The following is a 24,076-nucleotide window of genomic DNA, read 5'->3' as shown; positions in this document are numbered from 1 at the left end:
TGTTGATATTAAGGCAGGGGTGTACCCATGACAAGGGACGTTTAAGAGAGGAGCCGTGATGAGGTGAAAGTCTCACGTCCGGTTCTGAAGACGAGTCGGTTTGGTAACAAACTGGCTTAGTTTAACAAATATCTGAATCATTGGTTGGGTTTTATTGCGGGGTGGATGTTTCTGTTGGCGAAAAGTGCTTCTGCTGCTACTGCTGCTTTGGGTTTTGCTGGTTATTTGCTGAATGCTTTTGGTGTGAATAATCAAACTTGGTTGGTGTTGACTGCTTTAACTGCTGTGGTTGTATTAACTATAGTTGTGTTAAGTGGAATTCGTCGTTCTAATTTTACTAATATTATTATTGTTTCGATTACGTTATTTTCTCTGGTTATGTTTATCTTGGTAGGGGTGCCTCAAGTAGTATCGTCTGCTGGGGAAAATTTTACGCCTTTTTTTGCTGGGGATAAACCTTTAGCATCTTTACTTCAAGCTGCTGCTTTAATGTTTGTTGCTTATACTGGTTACGGTCGTATTGCAACTTTGGGGGAGGAGGTTAAGGAACCACGACGTACTATTCCGAGAGCGATCGCTTTAACTATGATAGTTACTTGTTTGTTATATATGTCGATCGCTGTGGTTACTGTGGTGGTTGGTCAGGAAGTTATTAATAAATTGTCTCAAGCAGATGTTAGTTTAGCTGCTCCTCTGGAAGTTATTGCTAGAGTGGGAGGTTTAGGTGTTCCTGTGATTCCGAAGTTAATTGCTATTGGTGCTGTGACGGCAATGTTGGGAGTGTTGTTAAATTTAATTTTGGGTTTGTCCAGGGTTTTGTTAGCAATGGGGCGTCGTCGAGATGTACCGAAAGTTATTGCTAGATTGAATAGTGAGCAAACCACGCCTTATATAGCTGTGATAGTGGTGGGAGTAGCGATCGCTTTTTTAGTTTTAATTGGGGATGTGAAAACTACTTGGTCTTTTAGTGCTTTTAATGTTCTGATTTATTATGCTATTACTAATTTTGCTGCTCTGAAACTTTCTTCAGAGGAGAGACTTTATCCTAAGTGGTTAGGTTGGGTTGGTTTAGCTGCTTGTTTGTTTTTAGCTTTTTGGGTGGAGCAACAAATTTGGTTAGTTGGTTTAGGGTTAATTATTGTTGGTTTAATTTGGCATAGTTTAATTCATAGATTGATTAACGAATAGATTTAATTTTCCTCTCAGTCAATCCTCTTCTTTTCAAGGATAGGTAATAATTAATTATTAATTATTAAATATAGCTGTGATAGTGGTGGGAGTAGCGATCGCTTTTTTAGTTTTAATTGGGGATGTGAAAACTACTTGGTCTTTTAGTGCTTTTAATGTTCTGATTTATTATGCTATTACTAATTTTGCTGCTCTGAAACTTTCTTCAGAGGAGAGACTTTATCCTAAGTGGTTAGGTTGGGTTGGTTTAGCTGCTTGTTTGTTTTTAGCTTTTTGGGTGGAGCAACAAATTTGGTTAGTTGGTTTAGGGTTAATTATTGTTGGTTTAATTTGGCATAGTTTAATTCATAGATTGATTAACGAATAGATTTAATTTTCCTCTCAGTCAATCCTCTTCTTTTCAAGGATAGGTAATAATTAATTATTAATTATTAAATATAGCTGTGATAGTGGTGGGAGTAGCGATCGCTTTTTTAGTTTTAATTGGGGATGTGAAAACTACTTGGTCTTTTAGTGCTTTTAATGTTCTGATTTATTATGCTATTACTAATTTTGCTGCTCTGAAACTTTCTTCAGAGGAGAGACTTTATCCTAAGTGGTTAGGTTGGGTTGGTTTAGCTGCTTGTTTGTTTTTAGCTTTTTGGGTGGAGCAACAAATTTGGTTAGTTGGTTTAGGGTTAATTATTGTTGGTTTAATTTGGCATAGTTTAATTCATAGATTGATTAACGAATAGATTTAATTTTCCTCTCAGTCAATCCTCTTCTTTTCAAGGATAGGTAATAATTAATTATTAATTATTAAATATAGCTGTGATAGTGGTGGGAGTAGCGATCGCTTTTTTAGTTTTAATTGGGGATGTGAAAACTACTTGGTCTTTTAGTGCTTTTAATGTTCTGATTTATTATGCTATTACTAATTTTGCTGCTCTGAAACTTTCTTCAGAGGAGAGACTTTATCCTAAGTGGTTAGGTTGGGTTGGTTTAGCTGCTTGTTTGTTTTTAGCTTTTTGGGTGGAGCAACAAATTTGGTTAGTTGGTTTAGGGTTAATTATTGTTGGTTTAATTTGGCATAGTTTAATTCATAGATTGATTAACGAATAGATTTAATTTTCCCTCATTAACATCTGCTTGCATATTAATAATCTCTTGTCAATTATTAATTTCTTGAATCAATCCTATTTTCGTCTTTTTCCACTCGTTCATAACTCATATCATGTCCGGATAATTAGGGCTTACCGATCAATTATAAAAGTATTGACAGATAAAGGTTTTAGCGTTTTAGAGTTGAAAAAAGTACCAGCTTTTCGGTGGAAAAATCTCAAAAAGCTAGTATTTTGGGATGATTATGGCAGAAAAATTGAGAGACAATTCTTATTCCTACCTCCTCGCTCATTCCCTGTTCTTCCTGTCTCCTACCCCAGCAAAAAGACTTTCCATACGCAAACCCTAATTAGTGATCAAAAAACTTGATTTTTTTCCTCTTCTTTATTCTTCTTTCTTCCCTCCTGACTCCTGACTCCTGACTCCTGACTCCTCCATCGAATTTTTTATTTCTTCTTCCTTCTTCTTTTGAAAATAATAAAAGCTTACAGAAGTTGGAATCATAATTTCTCCCCCCTCCAATTTTTGGGAATTGCTGCTCAAATAATCCAGCAATACTTGTAATTGCGAAGGAGAAAAATATGTCGTATTAGCACCAACTATAAAATCCAGTAAATGTTTACCCAATTGAGAATTTTTCTGAAAACATTTTGTAATATTCAGTGGAGATTCTATAATGTCTTGATGAACAGAAATATTGTGTTCAGAAAAGAATTGATGTAAATCGTCGCTAAAAAGCATTGATCTTTGATCAAGTCGCTGATTTACATAGTAATAAGGTTCGCTTATTTCTGTTTTTATGGCTATTACAATAATTGCTATCCCTTCTTCTCTCAGAAGTTCGTGAATTTTCTCAAAAGAGGATTCAATTTCTGAAAAATAGTAAAATGAATAAATTAATAGAATGATGTCAAAACTTTGGGATGATTCAAATTTTTCCAATTCAATCGGATGAATTTTAAATATAAACTTCTCTGGTTGAAATGTGCTAAGTTCCTGACACCATTCTTCTGTTTTTGCACATTCTACTTTGTTTGGGTCTACTCCAACAAAATGAATAGATTTGTTCAACTCAAGCAGCTTTGTCAAAAAAGGTTTCTCAAAAATTCCACTGCCACAACCTATACTCAAAATAGTGTAACTTTCTTGTGAAGGCTGATGTTTTTCTATGACCTTAAATGTAGCTTTAAGAATCATCTCTTGTTCATTTTGCTGACTGCGATAAGCAATTTGCCCTTCCATATATTCTTGCTCATTAAGTTTAACGAGCTTGAGTTTTGGGTCTGAGATAAAGTTAGCGATCGCCGACTTTTGTGAACTATCTATCATCATTTTATCTCTTTTTTCCTCTGGCTTTGATTATTGATTAGATTCACAATTTTTCATTAGTTCCCTTTTTTTTAGTTCTTCTTTTGAAAATAATAAAGACTTACAGAATTTGGAATCATAATTTCTCCACTCTCCAACTTTTGTGAATTGCTGCTCAAATAATCCAGCAATACTTGTAATTGGGAAGGAGAAAAATATGTTGTATTAGCACCAACTATAAAATCCAGTAAATGTTTACCTAACTGAGAATCTTTCTGAAAACATTTTGTAATATTAACTGAAAACTCTATAATTTCTTGATGAAAAGAAATATTTTTTTCAGAAAGGACTCGATCTAAATCTTCACTATAAAATCTTTATCTTTTATAAAGTCGCTGATTTACATAGTAATAAGGTTCGCTTATTTCTCTTTTTAAATTTATTGCAACAATTGCTATCCCTTCTTCCCCAATAAGTTCGTAAACTTTCTCAAAAGAAGATTTAATTTCTGAAAAATAGTCAAATGAATGAATTAATAGGATGATGTCAAAAGTTTGAGGAGGTTGAAATTCTTCTAAGTTCACGGGATGAATTTCAAACCCAAATTTATTTGGTTTAAATGTGCTAAGTTTCTGACACCATTCTTGGATTTTTACACACTCTACTTCATTTGGATATACTCCAACAAAATGAATAGATTTGTTCAACTCAAGCAGCTTTGTCAAAAAAGCTTGCTCAAAAATTCCACTACCACAACCTATACTCAAAATACTGTAACTTTCTTGTAAAGACTGATGTTTTTCTATGGCCTGAAGCGTAGCGTCAAGAATCATCTCTTGTTCATTTTGTTGACTGCGATAAGCAGTTAGTCCTTCCATATATTCTTGCTCATTAAGTTTGACGAGCTTGAGTTTTGGATCTGATAAAAAGTTAGCGATCGCCGACTTTTGTGAACTATCTATCATCATTTTATCTCTTTTTTCCTCTGGCTTTGATTATTGATTAGATTCACAATTTTTCATTAGTTCCCTTTTTTTTAGTTCTTCTTTTGAAAATAATAAAAGCTTACAGAAGTTGGAATCATAATTTCTCCCCCCTCCAATTTTTGGGAATTGCTGCTCAAATAATCCAGCAATACTTGTAATTGGGAAGGAGAAAAATATGTCGTATTAGCACCAACTATAAAATCCAGTAAATGTTTACCCAATTGAGAATCTTTCTGAAAACATTTTGTAATATTCAATGGAGATTCTATAATTTCTTGATGAACAGAAATATTGTGTTCAGAAAAGAATTGATATAAATCGTCGCTAAAAAGAATTGACCTTTGATAAAGTCGCTGATTTACATAGTAAAGAAGTTCCCTGAATTCTGTTTTTATAGCTATTACAATAATTGCTATCCCTTCTTCTCTCAGAAGTTCGTGAATTTTCTCAAAAGAGGATTCAATTTCTAAAAAAGAGTAAAATGAATGAATTAACAGAATTATGTCAAAACTTTGGGATAATTCAAATTTTTCCAATTTAATCGGATGAATTTTAAATCTAAATTTATCTGGTTTAATTGTGCTAAGTTCCTGACACCATTCTTCTGTTTTTACACATTCTACTTTGTTTGGATCTATTCCAACAAAATGAATAGATTTGTTCAACTCAATCAGTTTTGTTAAAAAAGGTTTCTCAAAAAGCCCACTGCCACAACCTATACTCAAAATACTGTAACTTTCTTGTGAAGGCTGATGTTTTTCTATGACCTTAAATGTAGCTTTAAGAATCATCTCTTGTTCATTTTGCTGACTGCGATAAGCAATTTGCCCTTCCATATATTCTTGCTCATTAAGTTTAACGAGCTTCAGTTTTGGGTCTGAGATAAAGTTAGCGATCGCTGATTTTTGTAAATTATTCATCATCATTTTTTCTGTTTTTTCCTCTGGCTTTGATTATTGATTAGATTCACCATTTTTCATTAGTTCCCTTTTTTTTTATTTCTTCTTCCTTCTGCTTTTGAAAATAATAAAAGCTTACAGAATTTGGAATCATGATTTTTCCCCCGTCCAATTTTTGGGAATTGCTGCTCAAATAATCCAGCAATACTTGTAATTGCGAAGGAGAAAAATATGTCGTATTAGCACCAACTATAAAATCTAGTAAATGTTTACCCAATTGAGAATCTTTCTGAAAACATTTTGTAATATTCAATGGAGATTCTATAATTTCTTGATGAACAGAAATATTGTGTTCAGAAAAGAATTGATATAAATCGTCGCTAAAAGGCATTGATCTTTGATAAAGTCGCTGATTTACATAGTAAGGAAGTTCCCTTAATTCTGTTTTTACAGCTATTACAATAATTGCTATCCCTTCTTCTCTAAGAAGTTCATAAATTTTCTGAAAAGAGGATTCAATTTCTGAAAAGTAGTAAAATGAATGAATTAATAGGATAATGTCAAAACTTTGGAATGATTCAAATTTTTTCAATTTAACCGGATGAATTTTAAATCTAAATTTCTCTGGTTGAATTGTGCTAAGTTCCTGACACCATTCTCCTGTTTTTACACATCCTACTTCCTTTGGATCTACTCCAACAAAATGAATAGATTTCTTCAATTCAATCAGCTTTGTCAAAAAAGGTTTCTCAAAAAGTCCACTGCCACAACCTATACTAAGAATAGTGTAACTTTCTTGTGAAGACTTATGTTTTTCTATGACCTGAAATGTAGCTTTAAGAATCATCTCTTGTTCATTTTGCTGTCTGCGATAAGCAATTAGTCCCTCCATATATTCTTGCTCATTAAGTTTGACGAGCTTTAGTTTTGGATCTGAGAAAAAGTTAGCGATCGCAGATTTTTTTAAACCATCTATCATCATTTTTTCTCTTTTTTTCCCTGGTTATGATTACCGTTCGGATTTACAATTTTTCTTTAGTCTTTTCAAATAACCAGTCTGGGATTGTGTGTTCTTTTTCATACACAGAATTATATTTATATTCTATTTTTTCCCAGTCAATTCTAGTATCCGATAAAACTTCTTCAGTAAAGATATCTAATGCTTTGCCAGATAAACCTTTTTCCAGACATTTTTTCATCATCAAACGACTTTCATCAATTTCGCCAATACATTCAAAGGGAGTATGGGTTGATAAACCTATCATTGCTTGAAAAATCGGCAGTAAATCTTCATCATCAAATAAATTTACCTGAAAAACTTCATCAACAATATCTGTCTGACAAAAAGCCATTAACCCTAACCAAACATAGGCACATTTCGGGCATTTTTTACACCAAGGTTTTTTAATATTACAGGAATGAATTTTTGGAATAACTTCAGGATATTTACTCAAGTTTTGAAAAATACGAAGGTCGTAAATAGGTTGTAGGATACTAAAGTATTTAAAATTAGATAAGAGATTATCCCGAATAAATTGGTCTAAAAGTTGTTCTGCTTCTAGACTTTTTCCCCATTGATGGTTAACTTCTCTACCTATTTCTTCCCAAAACATATTTCCTGTATTAGCACTTTTTTCGTGAGCCAAACATAAGTAATTGTATCCTTTATCCAACATTAAAAATAATGATTCAAAGACAGATACTGGAGTTTCTGGAGCGATAATTCCTGATTTTTCTGGGAAATATAATTGGAAAAAAGGAAAATCAACAAAATCATCGAAAATAGAGATTTTATGATTTTTAACTGGATTCACCTCTGCCACTACTCCAGCAATTAAATTATGTTGTAAATCTGGTTTTCCATAAATACTATGAGAATATTGCATGGAGGCAAAAGGAATATTTGCTTCTTCTAACATTTTCATAGCGACAATACTATCTTTGCCACCGCCACAACCTGTCAGAATAGTACGACTATCTCCTAATATTGATACAGGATTAGCCTCTCCTAAATCTTGTGCATAAATAAATTCTGGTTGTTGATAATCTGTGACATTATTTTCATACCAATGCTGACCAAAAACCCCTTGGTATATTTTGACAAAAAATTTTAAAACTGAGTTTTCTAAATGTGCAGATATTCTAGAAATATCGTAATATTTCGGAAATAACGAACATAATTTCATCCCTTCAAATAAAGCAATATAACTTGCTATTTTCTCAATCAGTTCTTGAGAGTATTTTTGTTGCAGGGAAGAAAAAGATACATCGTGATAAAAAACTTTTGTCGAGAATTGAAATTTATCGGCACTATAGATAACATTTAGATGGTGTTCGTGAACTGTAAAATCATCTATTTTAATTACTTCTATTTTCATGGATTTATCTCCTTATATTGCTAAATATTGCTGGCTTTGTCAACGATAAGCAAATCAACTATCTGCTTAAATTGGTATTGATTACTTTCTTCATCAAAACACTCTTGTAATATAGGTTGAAAAAATTTTAATACATCTAATGTATTATCAAAAACACATTTTTTAAAATATATTTCTAGGATATTTTTACTTTCATAATTTATCCTATGGGAAAAATACAATCTAAGATTTTCATAATTTATTCCTAATGTATCTAAAATATTTTTATGGTCTTCAGATGTTAGAAAATATGTGGTATCTTTTCGTTCTGGATAATGGCTTAGATAAAAACTATATAAATTGTTGTAAGAAGATTTTTCAGCAAGTTGATAAATTAAAAACTTACCATTATCACCTAATAAATCTAAACAGTAAAGATAGACATCTGCCATTCTATTTGGGTTGACAGTACAAAGAGAATGAATCGCCCATATAATATCGTAACTATTAGTTTTTTCAACTAATTGGTGAAGATTTTCTGTGGCAGATAAGTAAGTTTTATTTGTACTAAAATGCTGACAACTATCAAATTGTTTTTGTGCCACTTGTAGACAGTATTCTGAAATGTCAAGTAAATCTGCCGATCTATGAATATCATCATCAAGCTTCTTGTCTAACAAACTAGGAAATTTAGCAGTACCACACCCTACATCTAGAAGCTTAAGTTGATTTTTAGCAAATCCTTTAAACAGATTATTAAATGAATATTCTTCAATTAATTTTTCGTAATCTATTTGAGTTACTTGGAACCATGAATCTAGGTCTAGTTTTTCTGCTTGATAGTAAGATTTTGAAGGATTAGAATCCTCAGTTCTTGAGTTCATATTAGTTTTCATTTTGGTAGTGGTAAAAAAGAGAAAACTGTCATTGCAGTTATCAGTTATAAGTTGTCAAGGGATGACGAGATATCCTCGCCATATCCAATTGAACAAGAGAAAATAAAAAATTTTCTTTAAGCTTCAATCCTCTTCTTTTCAAGAATAGGTAATTAATAATTATTAATTGTTGAACACCTACTACTGTTCTGATTATTGGCTCCTATTAGACAAATATTCTAAACTACTAAAATTATCAATTTCTCTTCCTAAATTTTCTAACTTTTCCAGAGATAACTGTTGAATATTCTCTCTAATTATGAGAGGAATTTCTGCTGAAAATCTTCTCTCCAGTTGATTTAATATTAGTCTTTGCATTGACAACTTACCGAAAAATTGTGGGTATGCGCCTCCCCTTTTAAGGGGATAATAAGTGGTCGATCTTCGGATCTTCCCGTAGGATGAGATGGCGAGGTCTCGGAGCCATATCCAATCGACTCCTGTGAAGAAAAATTTTCATCTCTTTGTCAATCCTCTTCAATTCATAGAGAGGTAATTATTCATTATTAATTATTCATTATTAATTGTTGAACCGCTTCTAATCCTTGCTCTATTCCTTCTTCTCGTCCCTGTTCTCGTCCCTCCTGTCGAGCTAGCAGAATTTGACCTGCACGGTCTTCTAAAAATACTTCCCGCTTGTGTACTTCCTCTAATTCTTTTCTTGATAGATTTGCCAGATTAGCAATATTTAAAGCTTTTTCTATCTCTTTTATTTCTGCTAAATTAGTAGGAATTACTTCGAAACTTGGAGCTGATTTCACAAAATAAATCCATTTATCTGTGATAGTTTCTAACTCTTCTAATTTTTTCGGAAACTTTGGTAATTCCACAAATATCATTGCTAATTCTTCATCTGTATACTCAAATAATTTCTCTTTCTCCTTAAACACAAAATGATTAATATATCGATCTGTTTTCTCAAACATTTTAAAATCTGTAATCGTTAAAGCAATTACTGGTTTTAATCTTCGATATTCCTCTCCAGTGTCTAATTGATTCCCATAAGTTTTACATAGATTATAAACTACTCGCTTTTCAAATGCTGGAATGTTTAAAACTTGCATTTCAATTATCACATTCGAGCCATCATTTAAGAGACCTTTTACATCTAAATAAGTATCTTTTAAACTAATGGTATCTCCCGGATTATAGGGGTCGATTATTTCTAAATCTTGAATTATTGATGCACCAGAATATATTAAAGCATTCAAAAAATTGATTAAGATATCTTTACTCTCAGTGGAGCCAAATATTTTTTTGAAAGCAAAGTCGGTTTTTGGGCTAATAAATCTCATAGTTTTACTATTTGATTAACTCAAGTTAAAAGTGACTTGATGGGATTGGTATAAGTGTCGCGCTTTTAGAAATTTCCTAGTTGAGAGAGGGAATAGGGAATAGGGAGAAATAATTGATAATTTATGGAGAATATTGGAGATGTATCATAAAATGTTTAATTAATTTTGCATAAGCACTTAAAATCATATTATGTTTACTAGACATCTCCAAAAATGGAGCAGAATTAAGTAGAGAATTATTTCCTAGACTTTTTATCAAAATCAATCTAAAAATCAAACAAAAGTTTCACCATCAGGATATTCATTAATATTGGTGTAAAAAAGGGTAACTTCCTCATCAGCTTTAATATGTTTTTTGACCACCAAATGTGACCATACACCTACTTCATCTTCAATCCATTCAACATAGGAATTAGGGTCTTATGCATGATTACAAAGAGAAGCTAAACCTAAGACAAAATATCCTTTTATTTTCTTCGTTGTAGCATATTATAACGGCTGTACAAAATAATAATCTAAAACTTTCGTATTATTTAAAATCTCTAGTTGTTCAGGTGGCAAGACTACCGCAGGAGCAACTTCAACTAAAGTTCCTTTGGGAATATCCTGTACAGCAAAAATACCCCGTCCTTTATTTGGTGTTTTTTTTACTTTAATCATCGATTATTTCCCATCTACAAATTTTTCAAACTAAAAGAGTATTTACTTCGTTCACCTTAAGTAATAGAAAGTTCTCGTCAGGAATTTTTCATCCACAAATAACCATCTTCTGCTTGTTTTTGTTTTTCTGGAGTAAAGTTTTTTATCATAAAATTAGGACCTAGCAATTTACTATCTGGTGCAACTCCAGCAGGAATAGTTTCATTGTTGCTCAGAATATCTTGGGTAGTTTTCACATATAAATCAAATTCGGTAACATATAAATATCCTTTTAAGTCCCAAATAGAATTAAAGGAAAACGGATCTACAATTCTTTCTGTTCTAATGATTGAACCTGTATCTACACCTTCATCAACATAATGTATTGTTACCCCTGCAGCTTGTCTAAACTGGTTAATATTTCTGTTAATTGCTAGGTTCTCAATAGCATACATTCCCCGAGCATAAGATAGAACAGCTGTATGACAATTAAACACTTGATGTTTAGTTATTTCTAGCCACCAAGGTTTCAATATTTGAGTAGCACAAACAAAAATGAATACTGATGAATTTTTAGCGACTTCCATTAACCAATTATTGGCATATTTTCCATTCAAATTATCTCCAAGAAAAATGGTTTGAGAATGCTCAGTAGTGGAATACTGAGATACTCCATACCGCTCGAGCATTGCTCTTTTAGTTTGTTCTATACCAGGATATAAATTAATTAATAATTCATACATTTCATCAGTCAAATGTTTTTCACCAAAGTATTTTTGATGATTTTTTTTTTCTCTCTGTAATTACTTTGTTTGATTGAACTTCCTCTTTAACTAATATTCCTTTCAATTCTGGCATTTTTTCAAAAGCTTCAATCCATTTGGATACAAGATAAGAACAAATCAATACTTGGGTCAGTTAATAGGTAAAACTTTTTCTGAGTCATAACTTCTGCCAATATATAAATATGTAGATTTTTTGCCAATACTAGAGGGATGTTTTATTCAAGAATATTTAGAGCTTATTTACTTATTTATTAATATACCTGAACTATTCTAAAACCAGCGTGTTGATAAAAGTTCGGACGGAACCAATTTCGATAATATTTCAAAGCTTCTGTACCATTAGTTATCCAACATCCTCCTAACATCATATTATGTTGACTATCAAAAAACGGAGCTGAATAATCTTCATAAAGTTGATGAGTTTTAAATCCTGAAAGAGGATTCAAATTATCAGTTAACCATTCCCAAACATTACCCCGCAAATCATATAATCCCGATTCATTTTTTGCAGTTTCTAATAAACCAACTGGAGAAGGAGAACCAAATTTAAAATTCAGATTATAATTATTTGCTTCTACTTCCTTACCATTTTCATAAGTTGCTAAATTATATTCAGCTTCACTCATTAACCGAGTATTTTCACCTTTCCAACTACAAAAAGCCATTGCTTCATAATGATTAACTTCCACAGGCCAATCTAAAGGTAAATCTATTTCATCAAACATAGCTCGATATTTATAACCACCATTTTCAGGTATCCAAAATTTCGGATGTTTGATGTTATTTTGAGTTTTCCAATTCCAACTTTCTTGAGTCCAATAATCTTGATTTTCGTAACAACCAGACTTGACAAATTCTAGAAATTCTGAATTAGTAATTAAATATTTACTAGCAACAAAAGACGAGACTTCTACTTGGCGATCGCCATATTCTATATCCCAACCAAAAGTAGGATAATCTTCTGGTTTGCCTAGTTTGACTACTCCACCAGTAACTTCAACCATTTCATTATCAATTTGCCTAGCATTAGTAGGAGCATATTCCCAGTTACTAGGACGTTTGAGTTTTTCTACAGGTAGTTGCCGAAACAACATAGATGAAGTTTCGATATGAATGCGTTGATGTTCGATACCCATCATCAATGCCCACAAAGGATGATTTTGATGGATGGGCAGATTTAAAGGAGTTTTCTCAATTAGGTCTAATATGATTTGATAGACTTTTTCTCGATACTGCCAAACATCTTCAAGTTTAGGCCAGTTGATATGAGCGATCGCTTGATCTAGTTCTTCTGGTATTTCTGGATCTACTCCCAATTCAAATAATATTTCATAGTTAGGGTTGAGGCGTTTTTCTAATAATTCCACACGAATTAATTTATTGATGTAGAAAACTGCTGAATGTCCGAGATAAAAAATTAAAGGATTTCTCAAAGGGTCGGGATTGAAATAAAATGTGTCTTCACCGACTAGACTATTCATCAAAATATCTTCAAGTTGCCAAGCATTGTTAAAGTAATCAAGGATATCTTGACGTAGTCTATTGTTAGGATGACTATGATCAAGTGTTGGTGGATTGATAGATTTAAGACTGTTCATCATGTCAGAAAATTTATTTGCTCGGATATTTTTTTAATTAAAGCTCTTAGATTTTAATAAGTAGACAAGAGCTAAATTGGAATAGTGAGTTAGAAATCCTGGAACTTCTACTTCTATTTATAGAATAAGCTTTAATAGTCTATTTTTAGATCATTTCATCAATGTTTTTTTGCTGAGGAATATTGAAATCAATCAAGCTTTCAACAGTCAGCATTCAGCTATTAACAATAAAGTTGAAGTCAGTAAATTTAAACCTTTCCTTGCCCTATGTTGCCCCATGTGTTGTACAAACAAAGAAGAAACTGTCAGCAATACTTTTAATATCAAACCCGAGGGAATTAGACATCAAAAAAATCCCCAATCTTCATAACTACTAAATCTTTGTGATTTTCTTTCCTCCTGACTCCTGTAGGGGCGAATGGCCATTCGCCCCTACGGACTCCTAAAGACTTAATTCCTAATTGTTAGTTAAGATTGACAAAGAATTAATCCAAACCACTGTTTAGGGTCTGTCCACACTTTCTTAACTTTAAGTCCTTTTGTTTCCAGCTCTGTTTTAATAACTGCTAAATCAAACTTGCGAGAAACTTCAGTCAGAATACTTTCCCCTTTCTCAAAATCAACCTTTAAATCTAGAATTTCCAAAGAGAATGTGGCATTTTCTTGACAAAAAAGACGCATTTCTATTTGAGATTTTTCTTGATTATAAATAGCTTTATGAGTAAATAAATCGAGGTCAAAATTGCCTTGGAAACGCCAATTCAAATGGGATAACATATTCAAATTAAAAGCAGCCGTAACTCCTTGACTATCGTTATAAGCTGGTTCTAAAATTTCTTTGGGTTTTTGTAAGTCAATGCCAAGTAAAAAATAATTTCCTGGTTTTAAAGCATTAACAACTTTGTTCAAAAAACAGTCAAATTCTTGTGGTGGAAAATTGCCAGCAGAACTTCCTAAAAAACAAATTGTTTTAGCTAAGGAAGATCCTTCAAAAGAGATTTGCGTAGGGTGTGAATTTAGATGAGCTAAAGTTTCATCATAAGTGCCAATAAATCCCTCAATAGAGAAATTTGGATATTTTTCTTGTAGCTCTAATACGCTACTTTTGAGTATTCCTCCACTCACATCTGTAGGTACATATCTAAAAGAACCACCTATTTTTTGATAAGCATCTAACAACAGGCGAGTTTTAGTCGAACTACCACTGCCTAATTCTACTAATTCACAACATCCAGTTAGTTGAGCAATTTCATCTGCATATTCCTCTAAAATGGAAGCTTCTGTACGAGTCGGATAATATTCGGGTAACTGACAAATATCTTCAAATAATTCTGAACCGCGATCGTCATAAAAATATTTGGGGGGCAAACTCTTGGGACTTTTTCTCAATCCAGCAATCACATCTTGTCCATCATTTTTCACTGCTTGATAGTTGTCATTGATAACGGTCAAAGGTTGTGAGGACATTGTGTAACTCCTACATAATAGGTTGGATAATCAAGAGTTTTTTGTTAACAAATTCTGGACAAAAATTTGTCATCATAAAATTCTTCTGGAAAAAATTTTAGTATAAATGTTCCTTGAAGTAAATGCATAAATCTTTTAGTAGTTTTATGGATTAAATGGTCAATCGCGCAAGTACGGAATACCAGATATTTTCAACAATTAATAATTAATAATTACCTCTCCTTTAAAATGGATAGGATTGACTAATCATGAAAATTTTTTCTTGTTTCTCCTTTAAAGAAGAGGCTTTAAACCTCAATTATTCGGTAACAGGAAGAAGGAAGAAGTAAGAAGGAAGAGGGAAGAAGGAAGAGGGAGAAAGGCTTAAAAGTCTGAAAAAAAAACTTAAATTTTCTCTAGATATTCATTCACTAGATATTCACGCTAACTTTTACAGAAACGATCAAGTGCGGAAATGATATAAATGGTAGAAGTAAGGAAGAAGGAAGACACAAGAAGGAAGAAGGGATAAATATTTAAAAAAAAGATAAAACAATAGATATAATTATCTAAAATAAATTGAAGTAGCTATTTTTAAGACCAATTTTATCAACTTAAACAACTCTTTTCAAGAATTTATAATTTATAATTTATAATTTATAATTTATAATTTATAATTTATAATTTATAATTACTTCTCCTTTAAAACGGATAGGATTGACTAATCATGAAAATTTTTCTTTTTATCCTCTTAAAAGAGGAGGCTTTCAACCACAATTTTTCGGTAAAAGTAATCTATAAAGCTGAAAAAACAAGATGTCAAGTTATATGTAGTTTTACTTTAGGAAATTGGTATCAGCATATCTGAATATATACCTGATTTTTAGCATTCTTTTTTCAAAGTTATATTAGACAAAAAAAATGGACATTGAATATTCTTGATAATAAAACCAGCGTTTTCCCAAACAAAATTTGGGCTTAATTAACTAACTATAAAACTATAGATTTAGATAGATTATTTTGTTGACGAAGAGTAATTTTTTGGTATTGTTATAACATTCACTATTTATTGAATATTTCAACGAGGAAAAAACATGAGCAATCTTATGACTAAGTTTTTCAGCAGTGTGTGGCATAAGTTCCCACAACAAATATCTAAATTACTAGCTACATTAGTAATAACATTTGTTTTACTGTTTATCGACACAATTTCTCTACCAGTACCTTTCGCCCACGCAGCAATGGTCCTATACTGTGATGGATTGGATGCTGGTGGCTACCCTTATACAGCAACCTATGTAGATGGACGGTTTACTCAAGTCAGGTTCGATCGTTCTCCAGATTTACCCCCTGTAGTCTCGGAATTAACCTACGATGGTGTAAATGGCGAAGGTCAACCAATTTACCGAGGTGGTTACTTGGGAGCAGCAGATGTAGTTCTTATCGATATATCAGGAGGTAATGTCAAACCTGGTTCGGAAGTATCAGTATCAGTTGACAATCAGTGGAACCTAGAAAGGGGTATTTGTGGAGTTTAATAAATAATACCATTTCTTTGTAATAATACGCTTAATAATTCTTACCGGGACTTTAGCAAAAAATGCCTGAAAAACCGAAAAATTAAGGTATAAAGCCTCTCCATTCATGGAGAAAAAAGCGGTCGTTTGCTTCGCAACGCTGTCGCGTTTCGCGTCAGCGGAACGGAGTTCTATCTTCAAAGCGAACCGTAGGGTGGGATGGCGAGGAAACCTGCGCCATATCCAATCGACCAAGAGAAGAAAAAAATCCTTTTAGCCAATCCTCTTCTTTATAAGAAGAGGTAATTGTTAATAATTAATAATTAATTGTTGAAAATACACTACTACCTACTCCTTTTAGTTATATATAGTAATGATGAATGGTGGCTGAAACGCCTACTATACTGTTACCGAAATAATTACAATGCACCACTACTCAATTTGAATCTTAATAAAAATTAACTCTAAGAGCGATATATTAAACACAAATAAATTAACTCACCATATAATACTAACTGAAATTAAAGTCAAATTTAGCTCGGGAATCTTCAAATAGGTTAATAAAAAAATAACAGTAGGCAATTACTGTACTTAATAGTTATATTGTAAAGGAGTTAAAACTATATTTTAACCCACCCTTGACGCTTACTCTAGACTCAAGTCCTCAAAATATAACTGTTATAAAAGGAGAGCTTTATGAAGTGGCCTTGGTATAAATTTCCTACTCCCATTGCATTGCTAAAATTACTTGGATTTCGTAACAAATTAAGAGAAGAAAACCTTCATAATACGGCACAATTACCCACTCAAGATGATACCGAGTTACCTTTACCTCTACCAGGCGATCGCCATTTAGTTGTACGTACTGCTGATGGTAGTTTTAATGACTTGGAAGACCCCAAAATGGGTATGGCAGGTACCCGCTTTGGGCGTAATTTTCCACTGAAGAATGTTTATCCTAATGAAGAGAATTTACTTAATCCTAACCCTCGTGTTATTAGTCGAAAGTTATTGACACGAGAGGAATTTGTACCAGCTACTACCCTAAATCTATTAGCTGCTGCTTGGATTCAATTTCAAACCCATGACTGGTTTTCCCATGGAGACAACCAACAGGATAATAAGTTTCAAATTCCCCTGGAGGAAGGCGATCCTTGGCCTGAAGAATATCGACCTTTAGAAATCAAAAAAACTTTAGCAGATACAACTCGTAGCGATGAGAATACACAAGGACCTCCTACTTATATTAACAAAGTTACTCATTGGTGGGATGCTTCTCAAATATATGGTAGCGATCGCGAAACAATAGATAAGTTACGTTCCCATGTAGACGGTAAAATGTTAATTGGGGATGATGGTTTATTACCTATTAATCCTGAAAATTCTATCGATCTAGTAGGGTTTGACGATAATTGGTGGATTGGACTGAGTATGCTCCACACTATATTTGTCAAAGAACACAACACAATTTGCGACCATCTTAAACAAAAGTATCCTGCATGGACAGATGAAGACCTGTTTGACCATGCTCGTTTGATTAATGCTGCTTTACTAGCAAAAATTCACACTGTAGAATGGACTCCGGGAATTCTAGGACTTCCTGCTTTACAAATAGCTATGGATGCTAACTGGTGGGGTTTATTGGGTCAACATTTCAAGAAGATTTTTGGCCGTGTGGGAGATAGCGAACTGCTGAGTGGTATTATTGGTTCTCCTACTGACCATCATACAGCTCCCTACTATTTAACTGAAGAATTTGTCTCTGTGTATCGAATGCACCCATTAATGCCAGATGAATTTGAATTTTATTCGGTTAAAAACGGGAATTTATTACAAAAGAATAATCTATTTGAAGTTGCTGGTAATCGTACCAGAAATCTTGTAGAAAATTTAGAAATGCCGGATTTATTCTACTCATTTGGTATCACTCATCCAGGAGCAATTAGTTTATATAATTATCCGAGTTTTCTTCAACAACTTGTGCGAGATAATGGTGAAGTTTTTGATTTAGCTGCTGTAGATATTTTACGAGACCGGGAGCGGGGTGTTCCTCGTTATAATGATTTTAGAGAATTGATTGGTCGTGGACGAGTAAAATCTTTTGAAGAGATTTCTGATAATGAAAAATGGGTGAAGGAATTACGAGAGGTTTATCAGAATAATATTGATAGTGTGGATTTAATGGTGGGTATGTTTGCGGAAAATCCTCCCACGGGATTTGGTTTTAGTGATACTGCTTTTCGTGTGTTTATTCTTATGGCGTCTCGAAGGTTGAAAAGCGATCGTTTCTTTACTGAAGATTATCGAGCTGAAATTTATACCAAATTTGGTTTAGATTGGATTGATAATAACAGTATGTTGACTGTTTTGCGTCGGCATTATCCTAGTTTAAGTCGGGCTTTATTTAGTGTGGAAAATGCTTTTGCACCTTGGCGAAAGGTGGGTCAATAATTAATAATTAATTATTAATTATTAATTATTAATTATTACCTCTCCTTGAAAAGAAGAGGATTGACTAATCATGAAAATTTTTTCTTGTTTTTCCTTTAAAGGAGAGGCTTTAAACCTTAATTATTCGCTAATAACGAAGTTAGAAGTAAGAAGTTATAAGGGTTATCATTTTAATTAAACATACAACTTTCTAGATGTTTTAAATGCACAACAGCTTACTTTTTCTTAAAAGTCTTGCTACATATTCTTGAAAATAGGCAGTAGGATTTCACCGAAGAAGATATTTTTGCTTAATGCCTAGAATTGTTAAAAACATTCTTGATGCTTACTTAATATTTGATTTGGGTGTATCTCATATTTGTAAAAATACTTTTTTCTTATTCCCTATTCCCTGTTCCCTGTTCCCTATTCCCTAAAAGCAATAAATTTTTGGCTTTATTCAAAATTGAGATACACTCTTTGACTTTTAACTTCCGCGTAGCGACACTAGCTATTAGAAAAGCAAGAAAACCTATATTTAGGAAAGATAAAAAATGTTAGATATTATCAGCTTTAATCCATTTCGAGTGAAAATTCCATTTTTACTAGACATCATTATAGTTTCTGATTCAGAGCAAATAAAGAAAATTGAAACTTCAGGAGATGTAGACCGTTTACATACATACGATACTGCTTCCTTACCTTGGTGGGCAAAAATTTATTTTAGAGCTACTAAATTTCACGATCAAGAGCGTGACTTATGGTTTTGTCCTTTTGAGTCAACCTCCAATCCTACCTATCAACAAAGACGAGCATATCTTGAGGAGAAAGTGGCAAAAAGCTATAGTGAAACAGATGTAAAAAAAATTGCTGAACTGTTAAATAAAAATGCAGAGGATGAAGTTCTTGCTTATGAAATGGTGCAAATAGTTAATCAAAGATTTTTTGATAAAGAAATTCCTCTACCTATTACTAAAACTGCCAAAAATACAGTACAAAGTTTAGGCGAAGCTATCTTGCCGTGGAAATATATAGCTGGTAGAAAAGCACAGAATCAACTGATGAATTACTGTGCAAAAAATCTTCCCAATGATGTTCATATTTTAGATGTCGGACATAATATTGGGGAGGTTGTGCAAGCAACAACAGGTGGATTAAGAACGTTAAAAAATAACCTAGATAAATCAGTAGAAGAAATTTTTACATCTAATCCTTTGACTCCTCAAGCACCACGAATAGCTGTGAAGGAATCAAATTTTGATGGATTATTATCATCTCCTACAATTCCAGGAAAAACAGTTTTTATGTTTCAAATTGGAAAAGCTGCTATTGAAACCCAGGATATAAATTTTACTTTTAGCACTGGAAGTTCAGAAAGAGCTTGTGTATTTAAAGATTTTTTTATGGAATTTATGAAGGATTTACAACAAGAGTTGCGTCAGACAAAATCTCAAAGTTAAGATTAGGGTGTTAGTTACAAAAAAAATATTAATGGGTTGAGTTACTGAAAAAAAATTAAACACTAGGGATTGATTTTGAGTACTTTTTCGCTAAAGTCCCGATATTGCCAAAAAAAATATTAGTGGGTTGAGTTACTGAAAAAAATTCAAAATGATGAATTAATCTTTACTAAAATTCTAGAACAAAATTAAGAACTCTATATTTTTCCCAGTAAGCATTTCCTAGATAAATATTTGGCACAACTTCCCTAATTTCATCCCTAATTTTTTGAGCAATAAAAGATGTTTGAGAATAGTCAAGAATGATAGACTCTCCCTCATCAAGCCAACTTTTGCCTAAATAAACTTCTGCTTTAACAAATTCTAAATTTAGAGGAGTTATTTTATTGAGTAAATAACCTTTTTCTCGATAAAATATTTTACCTTGCCAAGCTAGAAATTTAATAATTGAGGAAACATTCTGAGAAAAAGAAGTACCAGGAGCAAATATTACTGTGCCTTTACTTTCACCATCAGGAATAATACCTGTCTGGCTATTTTTGTAAAGTTCATCTAGCTCAGACTGTAGCATATTCTGTAGATCGTTAACTGTAATTGTCATTTTTCTAAATTTTTAACTTCCAATAATAATCATAACTTAAGGTAGTTTATAACTGGCTATTCTAATCGTTAATTATCCTTCTTTGGGATGACTAGTAAATACAAATATCTCTAAAGCTCATTATAAATATGAAATTGGTAGTTTTTTTTGGGTATATGGTAAAAGATGCAGATAATGTTTCTGATTTATTTGAGCTTGAAAAACAACTTTTAATAGGAATATTACCGAAAAATTGTGGGTATGCGCCTCCCCTTTTAAGGGGATAATAAGTGGTCGTTTGCGCAGCATGAACTAGGATGGGATAGCGAGGTCTCCTCGCCATATCCAATCGACTCCTGTGAAGAAAAATTTTCATCTCTTTGTCAATCCTCTTCAATTCATAGAGAGGTAATTATTCATTATTCATTATTCATTATTAATTGTTGAAGTACAATCATTTTTTCCTTGATAGGTATACCAATTCCCAAAAATAATGCGATACTTAATTAAGATTTCAGTTATTAAGTAATAATAATAGTTCAGTAATGTTTGTAACGATTATCGGCATTAAGAGCTGATTTATAAAGTAAATATTAAGAGGCTGAATTTCTGGCAATACAAGGGTTTTGGGAGTTATAGTCCAATAATGCCTAAATGCCTGAGAGTTAGATTAAATAAGGGTTTTAGCTAAGTTTACAAATCAGCTCTAAGCCAAGATATCTTATGTCTTTGAACCCTACTGCCTACTGCCTACTGCCTACTCTCAAGGAGATGTAGCAAGACTTTTGAGATTTGGTATTATTGTTGCATTTGCTCGAAAAAGTAACGTTCAACAGGTTGTTTCTGTTAAAGATTTTTGGGGAGGAATATTTACTGGATTTTTAGTTGGTTATACGGGAGAAGAATTTGTTAAATCTTTATTGGAGTTGTGACTAACTCACTACTCTAATTAATTACCAAAATTTCCTGGCAATTCAATTTCACAATTTATCAGCAAAAAAGCAAATTCATCTGTAATTTCTTCAATAATTTTCGTAGTAGGTTTTCCTGCTCCATGACCTGCTTTAGTTTCAATTCTAATTAACACTGGATTATCTCCAACATGAGCTGCTTGTAAAGCAGAAATAAACTTAAAACTATGAGCTGGAACAACTCGGTCATCATGGTCAGCAGTAATAACTAAAGTTGCCGGGTAAGATATTTCTGGCTTTAAATTATGTAGAGGAGAATAAGCATATAAAGCTTTAAATTCTTCTGGATTATCTGGAGAACCATAATCATCTACCCATGCCCAACCTATAGTAAATTTAGGGAAACGTAACATATCCATTACTCCCACTGCGGGTAAAGCTGCACCAAATAATTCTGGTCTTTGAGTTATACAAGCACCTACCAATAAACCACCATTACTTGCACCAGTAATAGTTAATTTTTTCGATGAAGTCCACTTATTTTCAATCAACCATTCAGCAGCACTAATAAAGTCGTCAAATACATTTTGTTTCTGTTGTTTTATCCCAGCTTTATGCCACTCTTCACCATATTCTCCACCACCACGAATATTGGCTATTGCATATACGCCACCCATCTCTAACCAAACTAATCTACTAATAGAAAAGTTGGGAGTGAGAGAAACACTAAATCCTCCATATCCATAAAGAATAGTTGGGTTATTGCCATCCAGCTTTACACCTTTTTTATGAGTAATAAACATGGGGATACTTGTACCATCCTTACTACTATAAAAAATTTGCTTGGTTTCAAATTCATCAGGATTAAAATCTACAGTTGGTTGGCGATAAATTTTACTTTCACCACTCACCATATCGTACTGATAAATAGTTGAGGGAGTTGTGAAACTAACATAACTATAAAATGTGGTTGTATCGTGACGTTTACCATAAAAACCACCCACTGAACCAATGCCAGGTAAATTAACATCTCGTACTGGAGAACCATCAAGATTAAATATTTTTACCTGAGTATGAGCATCTTTTAAATAGAAAGCAACAAACTGATTATTAAGTGTGCCTACTCCTCTCAATGTATCTATTGTTTCAGGAATAATTTCTTGCCATTTATCTTGATTTTCTCCTGTTACTAAAGAAGGAGATGGAGGGTTATTAATATCAATAGCAATAACTCGTCTTTTCGGAGCATCAAAATCTGTGACAAACCAAAAGATATTATCATCATTATCTATCAGACGATATTCAGCTTCAAACTCACTAATTAGTTCTACTATCGGTGCTTCTGGTATAGTTAAATCTTGATAAAAAACCAAATTTTTGAGGTCTGTACTTTGCCAAACTGTTAAAATTAAGTATTTGCCATCTTCTGTAACATAGCAGTTAAAACTCCATTCTTTTTTTTCAGGTCTTTCATAAATTAGTACATCATTATCTTGAGAAGTACCTAAACAATGGTAGTAAACTTTATGTAAATAGTTAGTCTCTTCTAACTGCCCTTCTTTTGGTTGTTCGTAGCGACTATAAAACAAACCTTCATTATCATTTTTCCAAGCTGGTACATTAAATTTTATCCATTGCAAAACATCTGGTAAATCTTCTCCAGTCTCAATATTTTTTATTCGCCATTCTTGCCAGTCTGAACCAGACTTAGAAATACCATAAGCTATTAATTTGCCATCTTTACTAAGAGCAATTCCTGAAAGAGCGACTGTTCCATCTTCTGAGAATTTGTTGGGGTCTATCAAAACTTTTGGTTCAGCATCAAGAGTAGGCAAAGTGTATAAAATACTTTGATTTTGTAAACCATCATTTTTGTAATAGAAGTAGCGATCGCCTTCTTTAAAAGGAACGCTATATTTTTCATAATCCCAGATTTTAGTCAGTCGTTTTTTGATGTTTTCTCGTTCGGAAATTTCTGCGAGATAATTAAAAGTAATTTCATTTTGCGCCTTTACCCACTCTTGAGTTTCTTCTGAATTAGGGTCTTCTAACCATCGATAGGGGTCTGCCACTTCTACACCATGATAATTTTCTACTATGTCTGTTTTGTGGGTGATGGGATATTTTAAAGGTTCTTTTAGATATTTCATATTTTTGATTTGTGAATGATTGATTTCATCTTAGAAGTTGATTGGATTTTTATCAAGTAAATATCGTCTAACTTTTGTCATTTTCACACTAGCAAAATCTCAATATTTTTGATTTTTTCGGAGAATTTCTACAGTTGCCTAGAAAATTTTTAGTAGTGGAAGGGTGGAGAGATATAAATGATTTATTCCATATATTGTTGATTTTTTCGGAGAATTTCTACAGTTGCCTAGAAAATTTTCAGTAGTAGAAGGGTGGAGATAGAGAAATAATTTACTCTATGGAAAATGTCTCTTTTACTTTTGTCATTCCCACATCAGGAAAATCTCAATATTTTTGATTTTTTCGGAGAATTTCTAGAGTTGTCTAGAAAATTTTCAGTAGTAGAAGGGTGGAGATAGAGAAATAATTTACTCTATGGAAAATGTCTCTTTTACTTTTGTCATTCCCACATCAGGAAAATCTCAATATTTTTGATTTTTTCCGATAAGTT

At 32.6% G+C, this 24,076-nt stretch carries 22 protein-coding genes; 8 read left to right on the top strand and 14 right to left on the bottom strand.

Annotated elements, in window-relative coordinates; genetic code table 11:
* Positions 1-132: 132 nt before the first annotated feature.
* The 4 genes from F6K23_RS36585 (at position 133) to F6K23_RS36570 (ending at position 2,289) form a co-directional block, all read left to right on the top strand.
* Positions 133-1,188 (top strand): APC family permease, encoded by a 1,056-nt coding sequence (locus F6K23_RS36585; RefSeq protein WP_293165527.1) that lies wholly within the window; start codon positions 133-135, stop codon positions 1,186-1,188.
* A 76-nt stretch (positions 1,189-1,264) separates the two neighbouring features.
* On the top strand, positions 1,265-1,555 hold the full coding sequence (locus F6K23_RS36580; RefSeq protein WP_293165525.1) for a hypothetical protein: 291 nt from the start codon (positions 1,265-1,267) through the stop codon (positions 1,553-1,555).
* Positions 1,556-1,631: 76 nt separating this feature from the next.
* Positions 1,632-1,922, top strand: coding sequence for a hypothetical protein (locus F6K23_RS36575; RefSeq protein ID WP_293165525.1), 291 nt, complete (start codon positions 1,632-1,634; stop codon positions 1,920-1,922).
* Positions 1,923-1,998: 76 nt separating this feature from the next.
* On the top strand, positions 1,999-2,289 hold the full coding sequence (locus F6K23_RS36570; protein ID WP_293165525.1) for a hypothetical protein: 291 nt from the start codon (positions 1,999-2,001) through the stop codon (positions 2,287-2,289).
* A 384-nt stretch (positions 2,290-2,673) separates the two neighbouring features.
* Here F6K23_RS36570 and F6K23_RS36565 read toward each other — a convergent pair whose 3' ends face one another.
* The 12 genes from F6K23_RS36565 to egtD all read right to left on the bottom strand — a co-directional run bounded on the left by F6K23_RS36565 (position 2,674) and on the right by egtD (position 14,558).
* Positions 2,674-3,621 carry a class I SAM-dependent methyltransferase gene (locus F6K23_RS36565; RefSeq protein ID WP_293165523.1) on the bottom strand — a complete coding sequence of 316 codons (948 nt, stop codon included), beginning with the start codon at positions 3,619-3,621 and terminating at the stop codon, positions 2,674-2,676.
* Between the two features lie 353 nt (positions 3,622-3,974).
* Positions 3,975-4,565, bottom strand: coding sequence for a class I SAM-dependent methyltransferase (locus tag F6K23_RS36560; RefSeq protein WP_293165521.1), 591 nt, complete (start codon positions 4,563-4,565; stop codon positions 3,975-3,977).
* A gap of 68 nt (positions 4,566-4,633) precedes the next feature.
* Positions 4,634-5,509, bottom strand: a complete 876-nt coding sequence (locus F6K23_RS36555) for a class I SAM-dependent methyltransferase (protein ID WP_293165519.1) — start codon at positions 5,507-5,509, stop codon at positions 4,634-4,636.
* A 40-nt stretch (positions 5,510-5,549) separates the two neighbouring features.
* On the bottom strand, positions 5,550-6,329 hold the full coding sequence (locus F6K23_RS36550) for a class I SAM-dependent methyltransferase (RefSeq protein WP_293165518.1): 780 nt from the start codon (positions 6,327-6,329) through the stop codon (positions 5,550-5,552).
* 175 nt (positions 6,330-6,504) lie between these two features.
* A complete protein-coding gene (locus tag F6K23_RS36545; RefSeq protein ID WP_293165516.1) occupies positions 6,505-7,860 on the bottom strand; it encodes a hypothetical protein in 1,356 nt (451 codons plus the stop codon).
* Between the two features lie 20 nt (positions 7,861-7,880).
* A complete protein-coding gene (locus F6K23_RS36540; protein ID WP_293165514.1) occupies positions 7,881-8,723 on the bottom strand; it encodes a class I SAM-dependent methyltransferase in 843 nt (280 codons plus the stop codon).
* A 204-nt stretch (positions 8,724-8,927) separates the two neighbouring features.
* Positions 8,928-9,092: a DUF4351 domain-containing protein gene (locus F6K23_RS36535; RefSeq protein ID WP_293165512.1), complete on the bottom strand. Its 165-nt coding sequence runs from the start codon at positions 9,090-9,092 to the stop codon at positions 8,928-8,930.
* A gap of 188 nt (positions 9,093-9,280) precedes the next feature.
* Positions 9,281-10,069, bottom strand: coding sequence for an Rpn family recombination-promoting nuclease/putative transposase (locus F6K23_RS36530; protein ID WP_367267925.1), 789 nt, complete (start codon positions 10,067-10,069; stop codon positions 9,281-9,283).
* A 489-nt stretch (positions 10,070-10,558) separates the two neighbouring features.
* Entirely contained in the window at positions 10,559-10,729 is a 171-nt protein-coding gene (locus F6K23_RS36525; protein WP_293165511.1) for a hypothetical protein, read from the bottom strand.
* 77 nt (positions 10,730-10,806) lie between these two features.
* A complete protein-coding gene (locus F6K23_RS36520; RefSeq protein ID WP_293165509.1) occupies positions 10,807-11,451 on the bottom strand; it encodes a formyltransferase family protein in 645 nt (214 codons plus the stop codon).
* A 293-nt stretch (positions 11,452-11,744) separates the two neighbouring features.
* Positions 11,745-13,094, bottom strand: coding sequence for a 5-histidylcysteine sulfoxide synthase (ovoA, locus tag F6K23_RS36515; RefSeq protein WP_293165507.1), 1,350 nt, complete (start codon positions 13,092-13,094; stop codon positions 11,745-11,747).
* 465 nt (positions 13,095-13,559) lie between these two features.
* Positions 13,560-14,558, bottom strand: a complete 999-nt coding sequence (egtD, locus tag F6K23_RS36510; protein ID WP_293165505.1) for an L-histidine N(alpha)-methyltransferase — start codon at positions 14,556-14,558, stop codon at positions 13,560-13,562.
* A 1,085-nt stretch (positions 14,559-15,643) separates the two neighbouring features.
* Here egtD and F6K23_RS36505 point away from each other — a divergent pair.
* From F6K23_RS36505 to F6K23_RS36495, 3 genes are all read left to right on the top strand, one after another.
* Positions 15,644-16,075, top strand: a complete 432-nt coding sequence (locus tag F6K23_RS36505; protein ID WP_293165503.1) for a hypothetical protein — start codon at positions 15,644-15,646, stop codon at positions 16,073-16,075.
* Between the two features lie 675 nt (positions 16,076-16,750).
* Entirely contained in the window at positions 16,751-18,505 is a 1,755-nt protein-coding gene (locus F6K23_RS36500; protein ID WP_293165501.1) for a peroxidase family protein, read from the top strand.
* A gap of 533 nt (positions 18,506-19,038) precedes the next feature.
* Positions 19,039-19,944 carry a hypothetical protein gene (locus F6K23_RS36495; RefSeq protein ID WP_293165499.1) on the top strand — a complete coding sequence of 302 codons (906 nt, stop codon included), beginning with the start codon at positions 19,039-19,041 and terminating at the stop codon, positions 19,942-19,944.
* Positions 19,945-20,113: 169 nt separating this feature from the next.
* Here F6K23_RS36495 and F6K23_RS36490 read toward each other — a convergent pair whose 3' ends face one another.
* Complete coding sequence (locus F6K23_RS36490) at positions 20,114-20,545, bottom strand: hypothetical protein (protein ID WP_293165497.1); 432 nt, start codon at positions 20,543-20,545, stop codon at positions 20,114-20,116.
* A gap of 764 nt (positions 20,546-21,309) precedes the next feature.
* On the opposite strand from F6K23_RS36490, the gene F6K23_RS36485 reads away from it, so the two are divergent.
* Positions 21,310-21,456, top strand: a complete 147-nt coding sequence (locus tag F6K23_RS36485; protein WP_293165495.1) for a hypothetical protein — start codon at positions 21,310-21,312, stop codon at positions 21,454-21,456.
* A 17-nt stretch (positions 21,457-21,473) separates the two neighbouring features.
* On the opposite strand, the gene F6K23_RS36480 is transcribed toward F6K23_RS36485, so the two are convergent.
* The gene (locus F6K23_RS36480; protein ID WP_293165493.1) at positions 21,474-23,585 is read right to left on the bottom strand and encodes a prolyl oligopeptidase family protein; all 2,112 of its coding nucleotides are present in this window, start codon (positions 23,583-23,585) and stop codon (positions 21,474-21,476) included.
* Between the last annotated feature and the right edge of the window lie 491 nt (positions 23,586-24,076).

The sequence above is a fragment of the Okeania sp. SIO2C9 genome (assembly GCF_010672455.1).
Lineage (GTDB): Bacteria > Cyanobacteriota > Cyanobacteriia > Cyanobacteriales > Microcoleaceae > Okeania.
Note: the sequence above shows the minus strand (reverse complement) of the source record. Positions and strands in the feature narration are given on the sequence as shown.